The sequence below is a fragment of the Cytobacillus oceanisediminis 2691 genome, assembly GCF_007678455.1.
GTDB lineage: Bacteria > Bacillota > Bacilli > Bacillales > Cytobacillaceae > Mesobacillus > Mesobacillus oceanisediminis_A.
This window is the reverse complement of the sequence record NZ_VEEP01000004.1, coordinates 178,600-197,123: the sequence shown is the minus strand read 5'-3', so window position 1 is coordinate 197,123 and position 18,524 is coordinate 178,600. Positions and strand designations below refer to the sequence as shown.

Here is an 18,524-nt window from a genome sequence, read left to right as displayed (position 1 = left end):
AAATGAAACAAAGAAAAGGCGGCATACGCCGCCGCCGAATTCCTGCTTAACTTGCCTGCTCTCTTGGTTTTTCGTAGATGTCAATCCCGGCTTCATTCAGCATCCATTCAATATGGACTCCGTATCCGCTTGTTGGGTCATTTACGAACACATGCGTCACAGCACCTACCAGCTTGTTGTCCTGAATGATCGGGCTGCCGCTCATTCCCTGTACAATCCCGCCTGTTTTCTCCAGAAGCTCTGGATCCGTTACCTTTATAACCATACCCTTTGTTGCCGGGAATTTTTGCGGGATGGTGCTGACAATCTCTATATCAAAAAGATTGACTTCGTCATTATTCACAACCGTAAGGATTTTCGCCGGCCCTTCTTTCACCTGATGAGAAAGGGCAATAGGCAATGGCTTATCAAATACTCCATTCGTAATATCCTTGTTCAGTTCACCGAAGATCCCAAAAGGACTGTTCCTGCGGATATTTCCAATTACTTCTCTGTCAGATGAAAAGCGTGCAAGTTTTTCACCAGGATTGCCTTTTCCGCCTTTTTCGATGGAAGTAACTGTCGATCTAACGATTTGTCCATCTTCAACCACAATCGGCTTTTTTGTATCCATGTCGGAAATGACATGTCCAAGTGCTCCATATTTTTTTGACTGAGGATGATAAAAAGTCATCGTCCCGATTCCCGCTGCCGAATCACGTATATACAAACCAAGTTTATACGTGTTCTCGTTTACATCCTTCTTAGGCTGCAGCTGGGTTTTGATTTTTTCATTTTCCCGCTTAATAACTACATCCAATGGCTTTCCATCCGCTCCAGCTTGTTTTACAAAAGGGCCGACGTCTGCCATTTTTTCTATTTGCTGTCCATTGATTTCTGTGATGATGTCGCCTTTTTTGATACCAGCCAATTCTCCTGGTGATACCCTTCCTTCATCTGCCTGAACCTGATGATGTCCGACCACAAGGACACCAACCGTATTAAGTTTTACTCCTATTGATTGACCGCCTGGCCTGACCTTGAAATCCTTAAGGACATTCACATCGACCTTTTTCACCGGGAAACCGGCCAGCTCGAGGACCATTTCATCCTTTCCATGCCTTTTAGCCTCAATAGAAACCGTTTGATCCTTCTGGTCAACCGTGATGCCGGAATCATTTAAGGGAGCCGTTACTTGAACTGCATTCGCCTTGAAATCAAGCTTTTGCCCCTCGAATAAAGTTATATCTCCTGGAATAGATAAATATTCGTGTACTGGCTTTGCAAATCCTAAAGCAATTAATGAAACAAGGAGAATTCCACCAATAAATTTTCTGAGAAAATCTTTTTTCAATCCATTCACTCTCCTCGCTTCTAGTCCACACACATCAAAAATGGCTACACCTTTAATTTTGCCTCGACTCGCCTCATTTATAACCGGTATAAAAATAAAAAAGCTACCCTTTATGGATAGCTTTTCATGTGACAGCCTTCATATTCTGTGCCAGCTGCAGCAATTCTTCTGCATGCTGTTTTGTAAGCTCCGTGATTTCCACTCCGGAAATCATCCTCCCGATTTCCTTCACCTTATCAGATGAGGATAGCGGAGTCACGGAAGTTTTTGTCCGCCCATTTTTTATGACCTTTGCAATATATAGATGGGTATCCGCCATAGCAGCTACCTGAGGTAAGTGAGAAATACAAAGCACCTGGGAACCTGTCGACACATTGTAGATCTTTTCAGCGATCGATTGTGCGACCCTCCCGCTCACTCCTGTATCCACTTCATCAAAAATTATGGATGTAACACCCTGATGTTTGGAGAAGATACTTTTTAGAGCCAGCATGATTCTTGACAATTCTCCGCCGGAAGCAACCTTGGACAATGGCTTCAATGGCTCTCCGGGATTTGTTGAAATATAAAATTCAACTTTGTCTGCTCCATTTTTATGGAAAGCATCGAGGTCTGAATCGATCTTTAGTTCAAATACGGCTTTTTCCATATAAAGCTCTTTTAATTCTTTATGAATCAGCTTCGTCAGTTTCTTGGCCCATTTTTTGCGTGTTTCGGTTAAGTTATCGGCTTCGATGCGCAAATCTTTTTTGAGCGATGCCAATTCCTTTTCCATCTGGCCGATATGGACTTCCTTGTTTTGAAGCGTTTCGATTTCTTCTTCGATCTTTGAAGCATATTCAAGGATCTCTTCAATCGTTTTCCCATATTTTCTCTTAAGCTGGTTGATTTCATTCAATCTGTCTTCTATCTCCAGCAAACGCTGAGGGTCATACTCTAGGGAATCGAGGTCATTTCTGATCGTTCTCGCAGCATCCTCGAGCATATAGAAGCTGTTTGCAACAGATTCTGCGACAGTTTTATATTCAGGATCCAATTCAGCAGCCGTCTGCAGATTATCCATAGCCATCCCGATCCAATCCAGCCCTTTCTGATCGCCGTGCAGCGCATTGTAGCTTGTCTGGATGCTTTCGAAAATCCGTTCGAAATTGGCAAGCTTCCGCCTTTCTTCGAGCAGTTCCTCATCTTCGTTCATCATCAGGTTCGCTGACAGGATTTCATCATGCTGGAACTGAATCAGGTCCAGCCTGTGGGCCATTTGCTGCTCATTTTCACTGAGGCTCTTAAGTTTTTTGAGTGTTTGTTCAAATGATCTGTATACCTGTTGATATTCCTGGAGGGCAGGCAGGATTTCCTCTGAGCCAAACTGGTCAAGAAGATTGATATGCCTTGTTTCATCCATCAGTTCCTGATGTTCGTGCTGGCCATGGATGTCAATCAGCGTTGAGCCGACTTCCCTCAAGACAGCGATGGTGACAAGTTTGCCATTGATTCTGCAAACACTTTTGCCACTGGCTGCGATATCCCTCCTTAAAACGATCATCCCATCCTCAATTTCAATGCCGAATTCTGCTGCTTTCGACTTACAGGGATGGTTTTCGCCTTCAATAAAAAACAGGCCTTCAATCTCTGCTTTATCCTCGCCGTGCCGGACAAATTCAGCTGAACCTCTCCCGCCGACAAGCAAGTGGACTGCATCAATGATAATGGATTTACCGGCACCGGTTTCTCCAGTCAGAACAGTCAGTCCTTTATTGAAAGATATAGATAAAGATTCGATAATGGCGAAATTACGTATTGATAATTCATTTAACAAGCAAACGTCACCTCATTTACAGCATGTCAAGAAAACGATTTGTGACCTGCTCCGTATCCTCTGGAGTACGGCAAATAATCAAGATGGTATCGTCTCCACAAATCGTACCTAATATATCATCCCAATCAAGATTATCAATCAGCGCCCCAATCGCATTCGCATTGCCGGGCAATGTTTTCATGACTAACAGATGTCCAGCCTGGTCGATCCGGATAAATGCATCCATCAGCGATCTTTTTAATTTTTGCAGTGGGTTGAAACGCTGATCAGCTGGCAGGCTGTATTTATACCTTCCGTCAATCAAAGGAACCTTTACAAGATGCAGCTCTTTAATATCACGGGAAACTGTTGCCTGTGTAACATTAAAACCCGCCGCCTTCAAACGGTCGACCAGTTCATCCTGCGTCTCGATATCCCTGCTCGCAATCAACTCACGGATTTTAATATGTCTTTGTCCTTTATTCATTCATATCACCTCTGGATAAATCCGAAACATTCATATACTCATATGTTAGCCGATTTCAACAGAATGTACAATCTTTCGTGGTTTTTCATCAGAAGATCATGACAGAATTGACAAAGTGGTGAACATCTATTAGCACTTGAAATAAAAAAAGAACAGACTGTCAAAGTCTATTCTTCCTCACTGGTTTGTTTTGATTTTAGTTCATCATGCGCATTCGTCACAACTGCCTCAGGCAGGATCCTTAACATTGATTTGCCTTTCTCATCCTCTGGATTGTTCCACCTGAGATGGAGGAGGAATTCGATATTGCCGTCGCCGCCGGTGATTGGCGAGAAGCTTAAGTCCATGACATCATAGCCCTCTTCCATCGAAAAAGAAATAATCCTGTCCAAGACTTGTTCGTGGACCTTCCTGTCGCGGACGATTCCTTTTTTACCTACCTGTTCCCTTCCTGCCTCAAACTGCGGTTTAACAAGGGCAACAACATCGCTCCCGGTTACCAGCAATGTTTTAAGGACTGGCAGGATGAGACGAAGTGAAATAAATGAAACATCAATGCTTGCGAAATCCGGCATCCCTTTTACAAGATCTTCTGGTTTAACGTAACGGAAATTCGTACGCTCCATCACGACGACTCTTTCATCCTGGCGGAGCTTCCAGGCGAGCTGATTGTAGCCAACATCAAGCGCATAGGACATTTCAGCACCATTTTGAAGAGCACAATCAGTAAATCCGCCGGTAGAAGCCCCGATATCGAGTAGTTTTTTTCCATTGACATCAAGGTCAAAAACCTTCAAAGCCTTTTCAAGCTTCAGCCCGCCCCTGCTGACATACGGAAGGAGATTTCCTTTCACCATCAAGGGAATATCGATATTAACCTTTTCACCTGGCTTGTCAAGCCTGTTTTCATTTGTATAGACGAGTCCTGCCATGATTGTCCGTTTCGCTTTCTCCCTTGTTTCAGCAAGTCCGCGGTCGACTAGCAGAACATCTAAACGTTCCTTTTTTATTTTCATTGCTTACGCCCTTTTTTGTTTCTGTCTTGCAAGCTTTTGCATTCTTAGGACAACATCTTCTGTTGTCATGCCAATTTCCTGAAGCAGCTTGTCGACGCTGCCATGTTCGATGAACTTGTCCGGAATCCCCATCCTGTCGATTTCGACGTGCTGATAGCCAAGGTCGTGTGCCGTTTCAAGCACAAAACTTCCGAATCCGCCCTGGAGGACAGCTTCCTCGATGGTCAGGATTGGCATGTTTTCTCTCAGTATCCCGGTAAGCATTTCTTCATCAAGCGGCTTGATAAAGCGTGCATTGACAACTTTGATGGATACACCTTGCTTTTCGAGGATATCTGCCGCTTCCATTGCCATTGGAATCGTGGTTCCGAATGTTAGGATGGCTGCATCTTCTCCTTCGCGCAGTACTTCCCAGCTGCCAATCGGGATTTCTTTCAATTTCTCATCCATTGGTACACCGAGACCATTGCCTCTAGGATAACGCATCGCAATCGGCCCATCATCATACTTGATTGCAGTGTTTACCATATGCTGGCCTTCATTTTCATCTTTAGGCATCATCAGTACGATATTCGGCAAATGCCTCAAAAAGGCTATATCGAATACACCCTGATGCGTTTCACCATCCGCTCCTACAAGTCCGGCACGGTCGATGCCAATGAACACATTCAGGTTCTGGCGGCAGATGTCATGAACCACCTGATCATAAGCACGCTGCAGGAAGGTTGAATAAATCGCCAGGAATGGCTTCATCTTTTGTGTCGCAAGACCTGCGGCAAAAGTCGCTGCATGCTGCTCAGCAATTCCGACATCAATCATCCTGTCCGGGAACTCACTTGCGAATCCCTCCAGTTTTGAACCAACTGGCATCGCTGGTGTCACTGCCACGATCCGCTCATCCGTACGCGCGATTTTCCTCACAGTTTCACTGACAAGCTTGCTCCAGGCAGGCGGTGAAAATTCAGGTTTTACAAAATCACCCGTTTCCATTTTATAAGGGCCGGTTCCATGCCATGTACCGATTTTATCGTTTTCGGCCGGATTGTATCCCTTGCCTTTTTTCGTGATGACATGAAGCAATACAGGTCCTTCCTGCTTTTTTGCATACGCAAGATTTTCGAAAAGAGCGTCATAATCATGGCCATCGACTGGTCCAAGGTAAGTGAAACCCAGCTCTTCGAAAAAGATGCCTGAAACGAAGAGATATTTTAAGCTGTCCTTGATCCGCTCGGCTGTGGCTGCCAGCTGGCCGCCAATCGCCGGGACTTTTTTCAGCAGGTATTCGAGTTCATCTTTTACCCAGTGGTATTTACCTGCGGTCCGGAGACGTCCAAGCACATTATGCAGGGCTCCTACATTTGGCGCAATGGACATTTCATTATCGTTCAGAATTACGATCAGCTTCTTTTTCTCATGGCCGATATGGTTCAACGCCTCTAAAGCCATTCCCCCTGTAAGGGCACCATCGCCGATGATCGGTACGATATGGGAGTTTTCACCCTTCAAATCACGGGCGATTGCCATTCCCATCGCCGCTGATAAGGAGGTTGAACTATGGCCGGTTTCCCAGACATCATGCTCGCTTTCCACCATTTTCGGAAATCCGCAGAGGCCTTTATGCTGCCGCAATGTATCGAATTGACAGGCTCTTCCTGTCAGGATTTTATGGACATAGGACTGGTGGCCAACATCCCAGAGGAATTTATCCTTCGGGCTGTCAAAGCATTTATGGAGTGCAATCGTTAATTCGACAACCCCAAGGTTTGGTCCAATATGTCCGCCTGTGACCGATAATTTTTCTATCAAAAACTGCCGAATCTCCCTGCTTAACTCTTCCAATTCCTTTTTCGAAAGATTTTTCAAGAAGGAAGGGTCTTTTATCGATAAAAGATCCATTCGGACCACTCACTTTCATTTCTGACTTATCATTCCGCCATTTTTATTTAGGCTGTACCTTTAAAGACTATTGCTTTGCCTGCTTCGCATCACACCGCATTACAAGCAATATGGTTAAATTAACCTTATTCTAAAAAAGTTGTTAGTAATAACATATATTAAATAAAGAACGGTTTTCAAGCTATACCTTAAAATATGGCATCTATTTTTTACAATATGTATAAAAAAAGCCGCCAACACCAAGGTGCTAACAGCTTATTATAGCACACGAATGAAGAATGCTTCAACGAGGCAAAGGTTTCTAATGGTTCCTTAATCCAATCAAATCGGTAATTTGTGAAAGGACGCCCACTTGAAGTCCAGTTGATTCCAGAGCATCCTTAGCACTGTGCAGGTGATCCTGCAGGGCTTGTTTGGCTCCATCCAATCCAAGCAAAGCTGGATAAGTGCTTTTTTCGTTCGCTGTATCGCTGCCGACGGGTTTGCCAATCGTCTCTTCTGTTCCTTCAAGGTCCAGGATATCGTCACGAATCTGGAAAGCAAGGCCAATATGATAAGCGAACTTGGCCAGTATTTCCTTTTGTGCAGCGGTTGCCCCTGCAATCTCTGCTCCGGCAATGATACTGTACTCAAGCAATTTCCCTGTTTTATGGATATGGATATATTCCATCTGTTCGAGCGTCAGTTTCCTGTGCTCCCCTTCCATATCCGCTACTTGTCCGCCAACCATACCATTGGCTCCCGCGGCAGTTGATAACCTGGTGATCAATGCCAGCTTGACTTTGTCGGATGCTGAGCCCTCTGGCATTTCAGCGATCATTCTGAAGCTAAGCGTCAATAATGCATCCCCTGCAAGAATGGCAGTGGCTTCGCCGAACACTTTATGATTCGTCGGCTTTCCTCTTCTTAGATCATCATCATCCATGCTAGGAAGATCATCATGGATCAAAGAATAAGTATGGACCATTTCAATTGCCGCAGCAGCATCAAGTCCATGGATCGGGTCTTTTCCAAAAGCGTCAATCACCGCAAAGACCAGGAGTGGACGGATTCTCTTCCCGCCTGCTTCAAGAGAATAGAGCATGGCCTTTGCAAGGTTTTCCGGAGTCTCCAGGGAGCCAACCGCATCCCTTAGCCGCTCCTCAAGAAGAGCCTTATATTTCTTTGTAAAAGATTCTAGTGAAACAGGATGCAATACTATTCCTCCTCATTTATGGAGAAGCTCTCAGTCCGTCCATCTTCAGTAATGATCTGGGCCAGTTGTTCTTCCACATTCTTTAGCTTATCATGGCAAAGCTTGGATAATTCCATTCCTTCTTTATAAAACGAGATGGCTTCCTCCAATGGCACATCGCCCTCTTCCAATTTTTCAACGATGCTTTCCAGTTGGTCCATCGCCTGTTCAAAGCTCAGTTTTTTTTCTTCAGCCATTGTTTTCACTCTCCTCAATATCTGTGACGACGCATTCAATGCTTCCATCAGAAAGCTTTACGAATATTTTTCGTTCAGGCTTTACCTGATTGACAGTCTTGATTAAACTTCCATCCTCAGTGTAGGCCAGACTATATCCACGGTCCATGATTTTCAGCGGACTCAATGCTTCAAGTGTAGATAAGATACCGTTGAACTCTTTTCGCTTTTCTGAAACAACAGCTGTCATGGCTCTGTTTAATGCCCGCGTTGTTCTTATATGTCTATCCGCAGAGATTTTCCTCAATTCCTCTGGATGGCTGCGCTCCAATCTTCGTTTCAATTGAATCAGCGAATCGTGTTTTGAGGAATATAACTTCTTTGCTCCGCGGGTAAGTGATTCAGTCAGTTTGTCCACTTGTTCAAGCTTTTGCTCATACAATTTCCTCGGATAGCGGAAGGCGTAAGACCTGATCAGCCGCTGGTAGCGCTCCTGCTGGAAGAACACCTTTTCCCGCATAGCCCTCATCAGTCTGGTTTCCCTGTTCATTACCCTCTCGATCAATTCCTGGATATGAGGGACAGCCAGTTCAGCCGCACCTGTTGGCGTCGGTGCTCTCATATCTGCAACGAAATCCGCAATCGTGAAATCTGTTTCATGTCCAACTGCCGAAATGATCGGTATTCGAGAGGCAAAAATTGCCCTTGCGACGGTTTCCTCATTGAAATTCCACAACTCTTCAATCGATCCGCCTCCGCGTCCGATGATCAGAACATCTAGATCTCCCCGCTCATTCGCCTTCTCGATTGCCTTCACTATAGAAGGGCCGCCCTGGTCACCCTGTACGAGGGCTGGAAAGATCAGTACCTTGGTTATCGGATACCTTCTTTTGATCGTCGTCAAAATATCACGTATCGCCGCCCCTGTTGGGGATGTGACAATCCCGACAGCTTTTGGGTATTTGGGTAAAGGCTGTTTAAATTTCGGTGAAAAAAGACCTTCTTGCTCAAGCTTTTTCTTGAGCTGCTCATAAGCAACGAATAAATCGCCCACTCCATCGGTTTTCATATCCTTTATGTATATCTGATACTGGCCGCTGCCTTCATATACAGAGATATCTCCTCTGACAAGCACCTTCATCCCATTCTCGGGCCTGAACTTCATGTTTCGGACAGATCCAGCAAACATGACAGCAAGGATTCGGGCTTTCTCGTCCTTGAGTGTAAAATACATATGTCCGCTGGAATGCCTTTTGAAGTTGGAAATTTCCCCTTTAAGATAAACACCCTGCAAATGCGGATCAGCATCGAATTTTCGTTTTATGTATTTAGTTAACGCATTGACGGTAAGATAACGCTGTTGCTCCATTGGAAAACTCCTTTGGTAGAACTAATGAATATTCCGTTAAAGATTGATTCAGGCTTCATAAAAAACTGCCCATATCCATTATAAGTTTAGAATCCCGATTCGTCACTTAACATAAGTGGATTTTCAGTTTCTAACCATAACAGATATGGACAGGATCATGCCTTATAGATTTGAATTTTGAAGTCTGTTCATATGATTTTTTGCCGACTTAAGGGTATTGTACATCAGCATGGCAATGGTCATTGGCCCGACACCGCCCGGTACTGGAGTGATATAGCCGGCCGTTTCTTTTACTTCCTCAAAAGCGACATCTCCGCAAAGTTTGCCTGCATCATTCCGGTTCATGCCCACATCGATGACCACAGCTCCTGGCTTTATATGTTCCGCTGTAATCAATCCGGCTTTTCCAACAGCTGCTACAATGACATCCGCCTGCTTTGTGTGTTCTTTCAAATCCTTGGTTCTCGAATGGCAATATGTAACCGTTGCATTTTCATTTAAAAACAATTGTCCTGCCGGCTTCCCAACAATATTGCTCCTGCCAACCACTACTACATGCTTGCCGGACAGGTCGATTCCGATATCCTCCATCATCACCATCACGCCGTATGGAGTACATGGCAAAAAAGCATCCTGGCCGGTCATCATCCGGCCGATATTGATTGGATGGAAGCCATCGACATCTTTTTCAGGGGAAATGGCTTCGATCAGTTTCTTTTCACTGATATGACCTGGAAGAGGCAGCTGTACCAAAATGCCGTGGATGGCCTCATCATTATTCAATTCATCGATTTTTGCCAAAAGCTCCTGTTCAGTAATCGATACGGGATACTCTATCAGCACATTGTGCATACCCAGTTCTTTAGCTGTTTTTTGCTTACTGATGACATAGGTTCTTGAAGCCTGATTATCTCCGACAAGAATGACAGCCAGGCCTGGGGTGATACCCTGCTTTTTTAGCTCCTGAACCTGATCCGCAATTTCGAGTCTTTTCTTTTTAGCAATTTCTTTCCCATCAATAATTATAGCAGCCATACTTTCTCCCCCTATGTGATCAGGGAAAGGCCAACCTGCATGTTTCAATGGTGTCAGGAAATGCTTTGTTTTACTTTTGACAGAACACCATTGATGAACCGGCTTGATTGGTCATCCCCATATAATTTAGCAATTTCAATCGCTTCATCAAGAACGACATTCATAGGTACCTCTTCATTGCAATATTTCAATTCGTATACGGCCAGGCGAAGCAGATTACGGTCAACAGCTGCCAGACGGTCGAGGGACCATTTTTCCAAATAAACCTTGATCTCCTCATCAATTTCCGGCTGATGCTCCACTGTACCGTACACAAGCTTGTTCAGATAGTCATCTCCTGCTTCTTCCTCAAGCACATGCTCAATCGCATCCGATGCTTCCACCTTGCTTATATCAATCTGGAATAAGGCTTGCAGTGCCTTTTCTCTTGCTGTTCTTCTTTTCATGAAATTCTTTAGCTCCTTTTATCGCTTGTCTGATTCTAACAAAATAATAGCATATCACATCTGATAAAGCATGGTTTCCTATTATTTTTCACTTTTTAGAAAAAAGTTAATCAAAACAAAGGGAAATATCTGGTCGAAGCAAAGAATTGCGGATGCTTTTTACCATTTCCGTGCTTGGGTTGATTAATGGGGTTATGTGTGCTCGGTTCGGACAGCTTTTCCTGATGAAACCGGTATGGTGTCTGAACTCCGGTCCACTTCGGACAGCTTTTCCTAGAAAAACTGAAATCCTGTCCGAACACGGGTCTACTTCGGACAGCTTTACTAGAAAACCCGGAATCCTGTCCGAACACGGGTCTACTTCGGACAGCTTTTACTGGGAAACCCGGGATCCTGTCCGAACTTGGACCGACTTCGGACAGCTTTTACTAGAAAACCCGGAATCCTGTCCGAATACGGGCTTACTTCGGACAGCTTTCACTGCTAAAACCGATATCCTGTCCGAACTTCGGCCTGCTTCGGACTGCTTTTACCGGAAAATACGCAATCCTGTCCGAACTTGGACCTACTTCGTACAGCTTTAAAAAAATTCGCCCTAACCTACCAAATCTATAAAAAAAACCAAAGGCATGTATATTTATGCCTTTGGTTCGGTGATTAGACTTCCTGTTCGACTTCTGGTTCTACTTTTTGGTTTTCGAACTGAACGCCGACTACATGGATATTGACTTCTGTAGCATCAAGTGCTGTCATGTTCAATAATGCCTGGCGGATGTTATCCTGGATTTTCTGTGCTACCACAGGAATTGATACGCCAAACTTCATGACGCAATATACGTCAACCTTGATTCCGTCTTCTACAAGCTCAACTTTTACACCTTTGCCGTGGTTTTTCTTTCCAAGTCTTTCGACTACACCAGCTGCGAAGCTGCCGCGCATCTGCATGACACCTTCTACTTCTGATGCAGCGATGCTTGCAATGACTTCAATTACTTCGGGTGCAATTTCTACTTTGCCCAAGCCGTTTTCATCATGGCTCATTTCAAGTAAATGTTGCTGTTCACTCATGGCTAGACCTCCTATTATTCTTCTGACATCACGTCATACATTTCCAGGAATTTCGTATTGAACTGACCTTCCACGAATTTTTCGTGATTCAGCAGCTTGAGATGGAACGGGATGGTTGTGTGGATTCCTTCTACCACAAACTCTCCAAGTGCCCTCTTCATGCGGTCAATCGCTTCTTCCCTGCTGCTTCCATAAGTAATGACTTTCGCAATCATTGAATCATAGTAAGGCGGGATTGTATAACCAGGATATGCCGCTGAATCTATTCTAACACCAAAACCGCCTGGAGGGAGATACATTTTGATTTTGCCCGCCGATGGCATGAAATTTTTCGCCGGGTTTTCTGCATTGATCCGGCATTCAATCGCCCATCCATTGAACTGGACGTCTTCCTGCTTAAGGCTCAGCCTTTCGCCGGAGGCAATCTTGATCTGTTCCTTGATCAAATCGACGCCCGTTACCATTTCAGTTACAGGATGTTCAACCTGGATGCGGGTATTCATCTCCATGAAATAAAATTTGCGGTCACGATAGTCATATATAAATTCTACAGTGCCTGCACCGGTATAATCAACTGCTTTTGCAGCCTTTACCGCTGCCTCACCCATTTCTGCCCTGATTTCACCGTCAAGCGCCGGAGATGGTGTTTCTTCAAGCAGTTTTTGCAGGCGTCTTTGGATTGAGCAATCACGCTCTCCCAGGTGGATGGTGTGGCCGTAGCTGTCAGCAAGAACCTGGATTTCAACATGACGGAAGTCTTCAATATATTTTTCAATATACACTCCAGGATTTCCGAACGCTGTCATCGCTTCCTGCTGGGTAATATTGATCCCTTTGATCAGCTCCTGCTCGGTCCGGGCAACACGGATTCCTTTACCGCCTCCGCCTGCCGTCGCCTTGATGATGACCGGGTATCCGATATCATTCGCCAGGCTGACCGCATCCTCCGTGCTTTCAACGATTCCCTGTGAACCCGGCACGATCGGCACATTCGCGTGCTTCATCGTTTCCCTTGCAACATCCTTAGTCCCCATTTTCTGGATTGCTTCAGGAGAAGGGCCAATGAAAGTAATATTGCACTCCCTGCAAAGCTCGGCGAAATCGGCATTCTCGGAAAGGAAACCGTACCCAGGATGAATGGCATCGCAGCCTGTTAGCTTGGCCACGCTGATAATATTTGTGAAATTCAAATAGCTGTCCTTTGAAGCCTTTGGTCCGATGCAGTATGCCTCATCAGCTAGCTGTACATGGAGAGATTCTTTGTCAGCTTCTGAATAAACAGCGACGGATTCAACCCCCAATTCCCTGCACGCACGGATGACGCGGACGGCTATTTCTCCTCTGTTGGCTATAAGTACTTTTTTTATCATCAATATCGCTCCTTATTCGGGCTTAACCAGGAATAAAGGCTGGCCGTATTCTACAAGCTGTCCATCTTTAACTAAAATTTCTACGATTTCCCCATTCACTTCTGCTTCAATTTCATTGAAAAGTTTCATCGCCTCGACGATACATACAACTGAATCCTTGCTCACTTTGGATCCCGCTTTCACATATGCATCTGCTTCTGGGGATGAGGATGCATAGAAGGTCCCCACCATTGGTGAAACAATCTTATGTAAATTTGAAGTATCCTGCACTTCTTCCTGCTTCACTTCCTGGACTGCTGCCGCTTCAACTTTAGGCTCAGGGCGTGGAGCTTCCTGTACTGCCGGCACTGGCTGCTGCGCAGGCGCCGTTGCAGCTGGCTGAACATGTTCAACCACAGATTTCACTGCTCCGTGCTTCTTCATTTTGATCTTTGATCCTTCATATTCATATGAAAACTCGTCAATGCTTGATTGGTCCACTAATTTAATTAACTCTCTGATTTCCTGTACTTTTAACATCTTTAGGCACCCCTTGTCCATTTCATAATTAAGACTAGATACTAACACTATACGATAATACCATGTAAAAATTCAACATGTAACACTGTTTCTTGTCTTCCTTCTCTATTTTAATATTTTCTGAAAAAAAAGTGAATTCATACGACAGGAATCCCGAAATTTCTAGCGAATATAACATTAGTTTGTTTTTGCGAGGAGACTAGAACATATGAAAACAATCGAAGAAATTAAACATGAGGATCTACAAAGGAAAAATTCCTTAACCGTCAAAGCCACTTTTGTATCCGTTATTTTGGCCGCTGCAGTGGATATCGCCATGCAAAAAGAACTTGCCGTCATCCTCTCTATTATTGTAGGCGGCGGATTGGGTGTGGGGCTGGTCGCCTTGCTTTACTATTCTAACAAGCTGGCAAACTTCATTCCCTATCTATCTGTGTTCATTGTATCAGGCGTTTTGTACCTGATTATGGAAACCAGTGTTTCCCCCGCTGCCTTCTCACTTCTATATTTTATCCTGGCGGCTGCTGCAATCTACATGGACAGGAAATTGCTGTTTCTTGCTTCTGGGCTGGGTTTTGTGCTCATTACGATTTTCACGCTTCTACACGGGCAAGAACTGCCATTGGAGCCTAAAAATTATGTGACCATCTACCTTCTGTACATGTTAGTTACAGTCATGCTTGGGTTTCAATTTTCGATCTCAAAAAAGCTTGCAGAGACCATCGTTTCTGCCCAGCAGGAAACAGAGAGACTATTAGCGAAGGATTCAGAGACGAAAGAAGTCATTAAATCCAGTACCAGGAGTATCGCAACCCTCATAGATGAAGTGAAGTTCAAAAGCCGTGAGAACTATGAATCTTCTATTGAAATGACCCAATCGGTGACAGAAATATCTGCAGGAATCAACATTCAATCAGATTCTGTTGCGGATATCACTCAATCCCTTGAAAGGACGAACGAGGTGATTGCCAGAACATCGACACTTGTCGAAAAACTCCATCACGATTCAGTGGCAGCAGCGAGTGTCACCGAAAGAGGTGATGAGTTGATGTCCAACCTGATAAAAGAATTGACCGCATCTTATGACAATATGAGGAATGTCAACGAACATATCCTGTCTCTATCTTCATTGATCAAGGAGACAGCCAGCTTCGCATCTGACATCCAGGGTATCGCTTCACAAACTAATTTGCTGGCACTGAACGCATCGATTGAAGCTGCCAGGGCCGGAGACAGCGGCAAGGGTTTTGCCGTTGTTGCCGAAGAAGTAAGAAAACTCGCCGACATCACAAGCAACACAGCAACCCAGATTACTGAAAACCTTAAAAGTGTCATGAGTGACACATCAAATACGAAAACAGGCGTTAACCTGACAGCCGAAAAGCTCACGGAGAACCTGGAACTCGCTGCGGAAACAATGGAGGCATTCAAGAGTATCCACCAGACCTTCAAGGACCTGAAGGCGGATATTTCGGAGCAGGATGAACTGACTAGAACAATACTCGATTCATCGGTGGCAATCGAAAGTTCAATTGCTGGCTTCAGCTCCGTCATCCAGCAGGCCAGTGCAGCACTAGAGGAAATTTCCTCCTCAGCCGTCTCGCAAACCGAACATCATGAACAACTTTTCAAATCAGTCGAAGTTGCTCACCAATCTTTGGATCAATTAATAAGGCTGCAGCAAAATTAAAGGGAAGGCATTTGCCTTCCCTTATGCTTTATTGATTTATTTTGCAGGATCAAACTGAACTGCTACAGGCTGGAAAGAGCCTAACTCTGTTCTGACCATCTGGATGATTTCGTTTGCAGCAGAAGCTGAATGTTCCTTGGCTTTCACTGTGATCCTGACATTTTCACCATCCGCACGCACTAGTGCGTCTTCATAGCCCATTGATGTAATCAATGTTTCTAGAATCTGTTCCTTTTGTGAAATCGCATCAAGCTGATTCATTTTATCGATTGCTTCGCTTCTTTCTTCTGCTGGCAAGTCAGTTGTTGCGGCTACCGTCTGCAGCTCTTCTTTTTGCTTTGTGCGCTGTTCTTCAAGCTTCATTCGAAGCGCTTCGAACTTCTCATCGCTCGCGACACCGGAAACTACAGTCTTGCCATCCTTCGTTTCAGTCGCTGCTGTTTCCTTACCTTCTGCTTTCTTCTCTTCAACCCCTGCAAGATCGGACTTCTGCTGCTCTGGTGAAGTGATATAATACACCGATAATACAACCACAAGACTCAACATAGTCAGTAACCAAACTGTTTGCTTTTTCAATAACATCTATTATTCCCCCTTAGATTTTTTAGGCATGACAGCCACCCGGTGGTTCGGAACATCCAATGCCCTTGTGACCGCCTCGATAATCCATTTTTTCACTTGTATATTTTCTGCACCTTTCGCAACCACGAGCACGCCTCTGATTTCAGGCTTTTTTGTCTCGAGTACGATTGGCACCTCTTTCTCACCATTTCTGATGATGACCAGCTGCTCGTCTTGCGATGCATCCTGGACTTTTCGTTTGCCGCCTTCCCGGTCAGTTTCATCGGTCGTCTGTGATTGGATGACGGTATTTTTCTCAAGAACCTTCTTTTCAGTAGCATCCACATTCACCAAAACAGTGACATCCCCTACGCCATTGATGCCTTCCAGGATTTCGGTCAACTGGGCTTCATATGCTTCTTCATATTCGGAAATGACATCGTTTCCTGCTGATTTTTTCTGACCGAATACAGCCGTGTCCTCTTCAGTCTCCGCCTCCTTGGTGGCAGTAACAGCCAAATCGGGATTCTGGTCGCCGATGATATTGCCGATCAGCATGATGGCTGCGCCGAATAGGACGACAATTATTAAGTATTGGTATTTGCCGGATTTTTTGTCCGGCGGCCCATCCTTGCTGCCCAGTTGTTTCTTGAGCCAGCTCAACGGACCTTTCTCATTGTCCATGCTCGTCACTCCCCCCTTCTATCATTATTTGAATAGACTTTTCAGGAACATTCCATTTTTCTGACAGAAGAGAAGATATTTGATCTGTATTCTGAGAGGTTTGTTTTGATGGAAGGGGTGCATTCGTATCAATTTCTACTTCTCTTACTACTGCCACAGCCTCTCCCTCATCCTCTGCTTTTTTCAGATGGACGATGATATACTCCAGGTTCTCTGGGAAAGGCCGCCGATCCTGATCATTTACTTCAAGCTCGATATTAGCAATCTCCATTCCTTGCTGTTCCATCAACTCCTCCTCTGCGGCTGTTTGCAATTGGACAGCCATTGTTTCTAAAATATATGCATGCTGAGAGGCTTGTATTTCTTTTTTCTGAATTTCTATTGAATTTTTTATCTTTTCATCCCCCTGGCCGCTGAACTGGCCCATTTTAGCGATTGCAGTTTCAAAATCAGAACTGAAAAGTTTCATGACCGGAGACAGGATGATAGCGATCAAAATCAGCCCTGTCACAATTTTGGTGTATTTCTGGAAACTCGAATTGGGCAGCAGCATATCCAGGACGGTCGCCAGGAGAATGAAGATGATAATATTCGTGACCCACTCTTTTATAAAATCCATTTCTTCCCCTCCTTACCTCACCATCATTGTTAAGTTTCCTGCTGCAATAATGACTGTGATCGTCAGGAAAAACATCAAGGAAACAATGCCCAGCGCAGCAAAGACATAGATGATGCTCTTACTGATAATATCGAGACAGGTTATGACTGGTCCGCCGCCAAGCGGCTGGAGGATTGCTGCTGCAAATTTATAGATAAAGGCAACCATGAGGATCTTTATTGCCGGAAAGGCTGCGATGATCAGCAGAATGGCAACACCGGCTATTCCAACCGTATTTTTCAGAAGCATGGAAGCACTGATGACCGTGTCTGTCGCATCTGTAAAAACGCGGCCAATAACAGGAACAAAATTGCCTGTAATGAATTTTGCTGTTTTGACAGTCACTCCATCCGTAATCGCTGAAGATGCCCCTTGGACGGAAATGACGCCGAGGAACACTGTCAGCAGGATTCCCAGCAGGCCGACGCTCCAATTACGGAGCATGCTGGCCAGCTGCGTGACCTTGTAATGTTCGGACAGGATACTGACGATGCTCAAAAGTGTTGATAAGAATAACAATGGCAAAACAACATATTGGATGAACATCCCGCTGGTGTTCATCATAAACAGAATGACGGGATGGAAAAATGCTGCTGAAATCAAACCTCCGGAAGTGGCCATCAATGCCAGCAACAGCGGGATCAGGGCAAGGATGAACTGGATCATTGTCCCAATCGCGTCATTCGTGTAATCTACGACTACATGGAAGCTGTTGAGCGCAATAATGATGAGAACCATGAACACAATGGAGTAGGCTACCTTGCTGATAGTACTTTTTTCGAAGGAGTTTTGCAGTGCTTGAAGAAACATGCTGAAAATAGTCAGCAGGATCAAGGATCCCAGCAATTTTCCGTTTACTATGAACTCATGAAAGGCGAAATTCACGATGCCTTTGAACCACTCTTTCAACGAGAACTTCTTTTCACCGCTTATAAAATCATACAGGCTTCCTTTCTGGCTTTCTGGCAGATAACCATCATATTTATTGATGATATCTTCCCAGAATCCCTTAAGCTCATCGATATTCAAATCTTCAAGCTGGGCTCTTGCGATTTTATCCGGGGTGACCACCGGGTTTATTTCCGGTTCATTACCCTCAGCTTGTACACCCGGGATGAAAAAAAATAGCTGGATCAATAGAATGCCAAGTATGAACTGCAGACGCTGCTTCAACTTCTTTCACCTCT

Annotated in this window: 18 protein-coding genes; 1 reads left to right on the top strand and 17 read right to left on the bottom strand. The window is 44.7% G+C overall.

Annotated elements, in window-relative coordinates; translation table 11 throughout:
* Window positions 1-46: 46 nt before the first annotated feature.
* The 13 genes from spoIVB to accB all read right to left on the bottom strand — a co-directional run bounded on the left by spoIVB (window position 47) and on the right by accB (window position 13,744).
* A complete protein-coding gene (gene spoIVB, locus FS736_RS10125) occupies window positions 47-1,333 on the bottom strand; it encodes a SpoIVB peptidase (RefSeq protein ID WP_144476416.1) in 1,287 nt (428 codons plus the stop codon).
* Window positions 1,334-1,457: 124 nt separating this feature from the next.
* Window positions 1,458-3,149 carry a DNA repair protein RecN gene (gene recN / locus FS736_RS10120; protein WP_144476414.1) on the bottom strand — a complete coding sequence of 564 codons (1,692 nt, stop codon included), beginning with the start codon at window positions 3,147-3,149 and terminating at the stop codon, window positions 1,458-1,460.
* A gap of 16 nt (window positions 3,150-3,165) precedes the next feature.
* Window positions 3,166-3,615 (bottom strand): transcriptional regulator AhrC/ArgR, encoded by a 450-nt coding sequence (gene ahrC / locus FS736_RS10115; RefSeq protein WP_144476411.1) that lies wholly within the window; start codon window positions 3,613-3,615, stop codon window positions 3,166-3,168.
* A 167-nt stretch (window positions 3,616-3,782) separates the two neighbouring features.
* Window positions 3,783-4,631, bottom strand: a complete 849-nt coding sequence (locus FS736_RS10110; protein ID WP_144476408.1) for a TlyA family RNA methyltransferase — start codon at window positions 4,629-4,631, stop codon at window positions 3,783-3,785.
* Window positions 4,632-4,634: 3 nt separating this feature from the next.
* Window positions 4,635-6,527, bottom strand: a complete 1,893-nt coding sequence (dxs, locus tag FS736_RS10105) for a 1-deoxy-D-xylulose-5-phosphate synthase (RefSeq protein ID WP_144476405.1) — start codon at window positions 6,525-6,527, stop codon at window positions 4,635-4,637.
* 301 nt (window positions 6,528-6,828) lie between these two features.
* Window positions 6,829-7,722, bottom strand: coding sequence for a polyprenyl synthetase family protein (locus tag FS736_RS10100; RefSeq protein WP_144476402.1), 894 nt, complete (start codon window positions 7,720-7,722; stop codon window positions 6,829-6,831).
* 2 nt (window positions 7,723-7,724) lie between these two features.
* Complete coding sequence (locus FS736_RS10095; protein WP_144476399.1) at window positions 7,725-7,958, bottom strand: exodeoxyribonuclease VII small subunit; 234 nt, start codon at window positions 7,956-7,958, stop codon at window positions 7,725-7,727.
* Entirely contained in the window at window positions 7,951-9,306 is a 1,356-nt protein-coding gene (gene xseA, locus FS736_RS10090; RefSeq protein ID WP_144476396.1) for an exodeoxyribonuclease VII large subunit, read from the bottom strand. Before xseA ends, FS736_RS10095 begins: the two co-directional genes overlap by 8 nt.
* A gap of 162 nt (window positions 9,307-9,468) precedes the next feature.
* Window positions 9,469-10,341 carry a bifunctional methylenetetrahydrofolate dehydrogenase/methenyltetrahydrofolate cyclohydrolase FolD gene (gene folD, locus FS736_RS10085; RefSeq protein ID WP_144476393.1) on the bottom strand — a complete coding sequence of 291 codons (873 nt, stop codon included), beginning with the start codon at window positions 10,339-10,341 and terminating at the stop codon, window positions 9,469-9,471.
* Between the two features lie 53 nt (window positions 10,342-10,394).
* The gene (gene nusB, locus FS736_RS10080; RefSeq protein ID WP_144476390.1) at window positions 10,395-10,787 is read right to left on the bottom strand and encodes a transcription antitermination factor NusB; all 393 of its coding nucleotides are present in this window, start codon (window positions 10,785-10,787) and stop codon (window positions 10,395-10,397) included.
* Between the two features lie 657 nt (window positions 10,788-11,444).
* Window positions 11,445-11,855, bottom strand: coding sequence for an Asp23/Gls24 family envelope stress response protein (locus FS736_RS10075; RefSeq protein WP_144476388.1), 411 nt, complete (start codon window positions 11,853-11,855; stop codon window positions 11,445-11,447).
* A gap of 14 nt (window positions 11,856-11,869) precedes the next feature.
* Entirely contained in the window at window positions 11,870-13,225 is a 1,356-nt protein-coding gene (accC, locus tag FS736_RS10070) for an acetyl-CoA carboxylase biotin carboxylase subunit (protein ID WP_144476385.1), read from the bottom strand.
* A gap of 12 nt (window positions 13,226-13,237) precedes the next feature.
* Window positions 13,238-13,744, bottom strand: a complete 507-nt coding sequence (gene accB / locus FS736_RS10065; RefSeq protein ID WP_144476382.1) for an acetyl-CoA carboxylase biotin carboxyl carrier protein — start codon at window positions 13,742-13,744, stop codon at window positions 13,238-13,240.
* A gap of 208 nt (window positions 13,745-13,952) precedes the next feature.
* On the opposite strand from accB, the gene FS736_RS10060 reads away from it, so the two are divergent.
* The gene (locus tag FS736_RS10060; RefSeq protein ID WP_144476379.1) at window positions 13,953-15,434 is read left to right on the top strand and encodes a methyl-accepting chemotaxis protein; all 1,482 of its coding nucleotides are present in this window, start codon (window positions 13,953-13,955) and stop codon (window positions 15,432-15,434) included.
* 36 nt (window positions 15,435-15,470) lie between these two features.
* Here the strand turns inward: FS736_RS10060 and FS736_RS10055 are convergent, their stop codons facing one another.
* Genes FS736_RS10055 through spoIIIAE form a run of 4 tightly spaced genes read right to left on the bottom strand, consistent with a single transcriptional unit; the run spans window position 15,471 to window position 18,510 of the window.
* Complete coding sequence (locus FS736_RS10055) at window positions 15,471-16,016, bottom strand: SpoIIIAH-like family protein (RefSeq protein WP_144476376.1); 546 nt, start codon at window positions 16,014-16,016, stop codon at window positions 15,471-15,473.
* 3 nt (window positions 16,017-16,019) lie between these two features.
* A complete protein-coding gene (spoIIIAG, locus tag FS736_RS10050; protein WP_144476373.1) occupies window positions 16,020-16,679 on the bottom strand; it encodes a stage III sporulation protein AG in 660 nt (219 codons plus the stop codon).
* The gene (spoIIIAF, locus tag FS736_RS10045) at window positions 16,669-17,298 is read right to left on the bottom strand and encodes a stage III sporulation protein AF (RefSeq protein ID WP_144476370.1); all 630 of its coding nucleotides are present in this window, start codon (window positions 17,296-17,298) and stop codon (window positions 16,669-16,671) included. The genes spoIIIAG and spoIIIAF overlap by 11 nt, the downstream gene beginning before the upstream one ends.
* Before the next feature lie 12 nt (window positions 17,299-17,310).
* Window positions 17,311-18,510 carry a stage III sporulation protein AE gene (gene spoIIIAE, locus FS736_RS10040; protein WP_144476367.1) on the bottom strand — a complete coding sequence of 400 codons (1,200 nt, stop codon included), beginning with the start codon at window positions 18,508-18,510 and terminating at the stop codon, window positions 17,311-17,313.
* Between the last annotated feature and the right edge of the window lie 14 nt (window positions 18,511-18,524).

Bases quoted from the DNA above. Each gene is read 5' to 3' on its own strand.
- ahrC (WP_144476411.1), bottom strand. From the start codon at position 3,615: ATGAATAAAGGACAAAGACATATTAAAATCCGTGAGTTGATTGCGAGC.
- FS736_RS10110 (WP_144476408.1), bottom strand. From the start codon at position 4,631: ATGAAAATAAAAAAGGAACGTTTAGATGTTCTGCTAGTCGACCGCGGA.
- dxs (WP_144476405.1), bottom strand. From the start codon at position 6,527: ATGGATCTTTTATCGATAAAAGACCCTTCCTTCTTGAAAAATCTTTCG.
- FS736_RS10095 (WP_144476399.1), bottom strand. From the start codon at position 7,958: ATGGCTGAAGAAAAAAAACTGAGCTTTGAACAGGCGATGGACCAACTG.
- xseA (WP_144476396.1), bottom strand. From the start codon at position 9,306: ATGGAGCAACAGCGTTATCTTACCGTCAATGCGTTAACTAAATACATA.
- folD (WP_144476393.1), bottom strand. From the start codon at position 10,341: ATGGCTGCTATAATTATTGATGGGAAAGAAATTGCTAAAAAGAAAAGA.
- nusB (WP_144476390.1), bottom strand. From the start codon at position 10,787: ATGAAAAGAAGAACAGCAAGAGAAAAGGCACTGCAAGCCTTATTCCAG.
- FS736_RS10075 (WP_144476388.1), bottom strand. From the start codon at position 11,855: ATGAGTGAACAGCAACATTTACTTGAAATGAGCCATGATGAAAACGGC.
- accC (WP_144476385.1), bottom strand. From the start codon at position 13,225: ATGATAAAAAAAGTACTTATAGCCAACAGAGGAGAAATAGCCGTCCGC.
- accB (WP_144476382.1), bottom strand. From the start codon at position 13,744: ATGTTAAAAGTACAGGAAATCAGAGAGTTAATTAAATTAGTGGACCAA.
- FS736_RS10060 (WP_144476379.1), top strand. From the start codon at position 13,953: ATGAAAACAATCGAAGAAATTAAACATGAGGATCTACAAAGGAAAAAT.
- FS736_RS10055 (WP_144476376.1), bottom strand. From the start codon at position 16,016: ATGTTATTGAAAAAGCAAACAGTTTGGTTACTGACTATGTTGAGTCTT.
- spoIIIAG (WP_144476373.1), bottom strand. From the start codon at position 16,679: ATGGACAATGAGAAAGGTCCGTTGAGCTGGCTCAAGAAACAACTGGGC.
- spoIIIAF (WP_144476370.1), bottom strand. From the start codon at position 17,298: ATGGATTTTATAAAAGAGTGGGTCACGAATATTATCATCTTCATTCTC.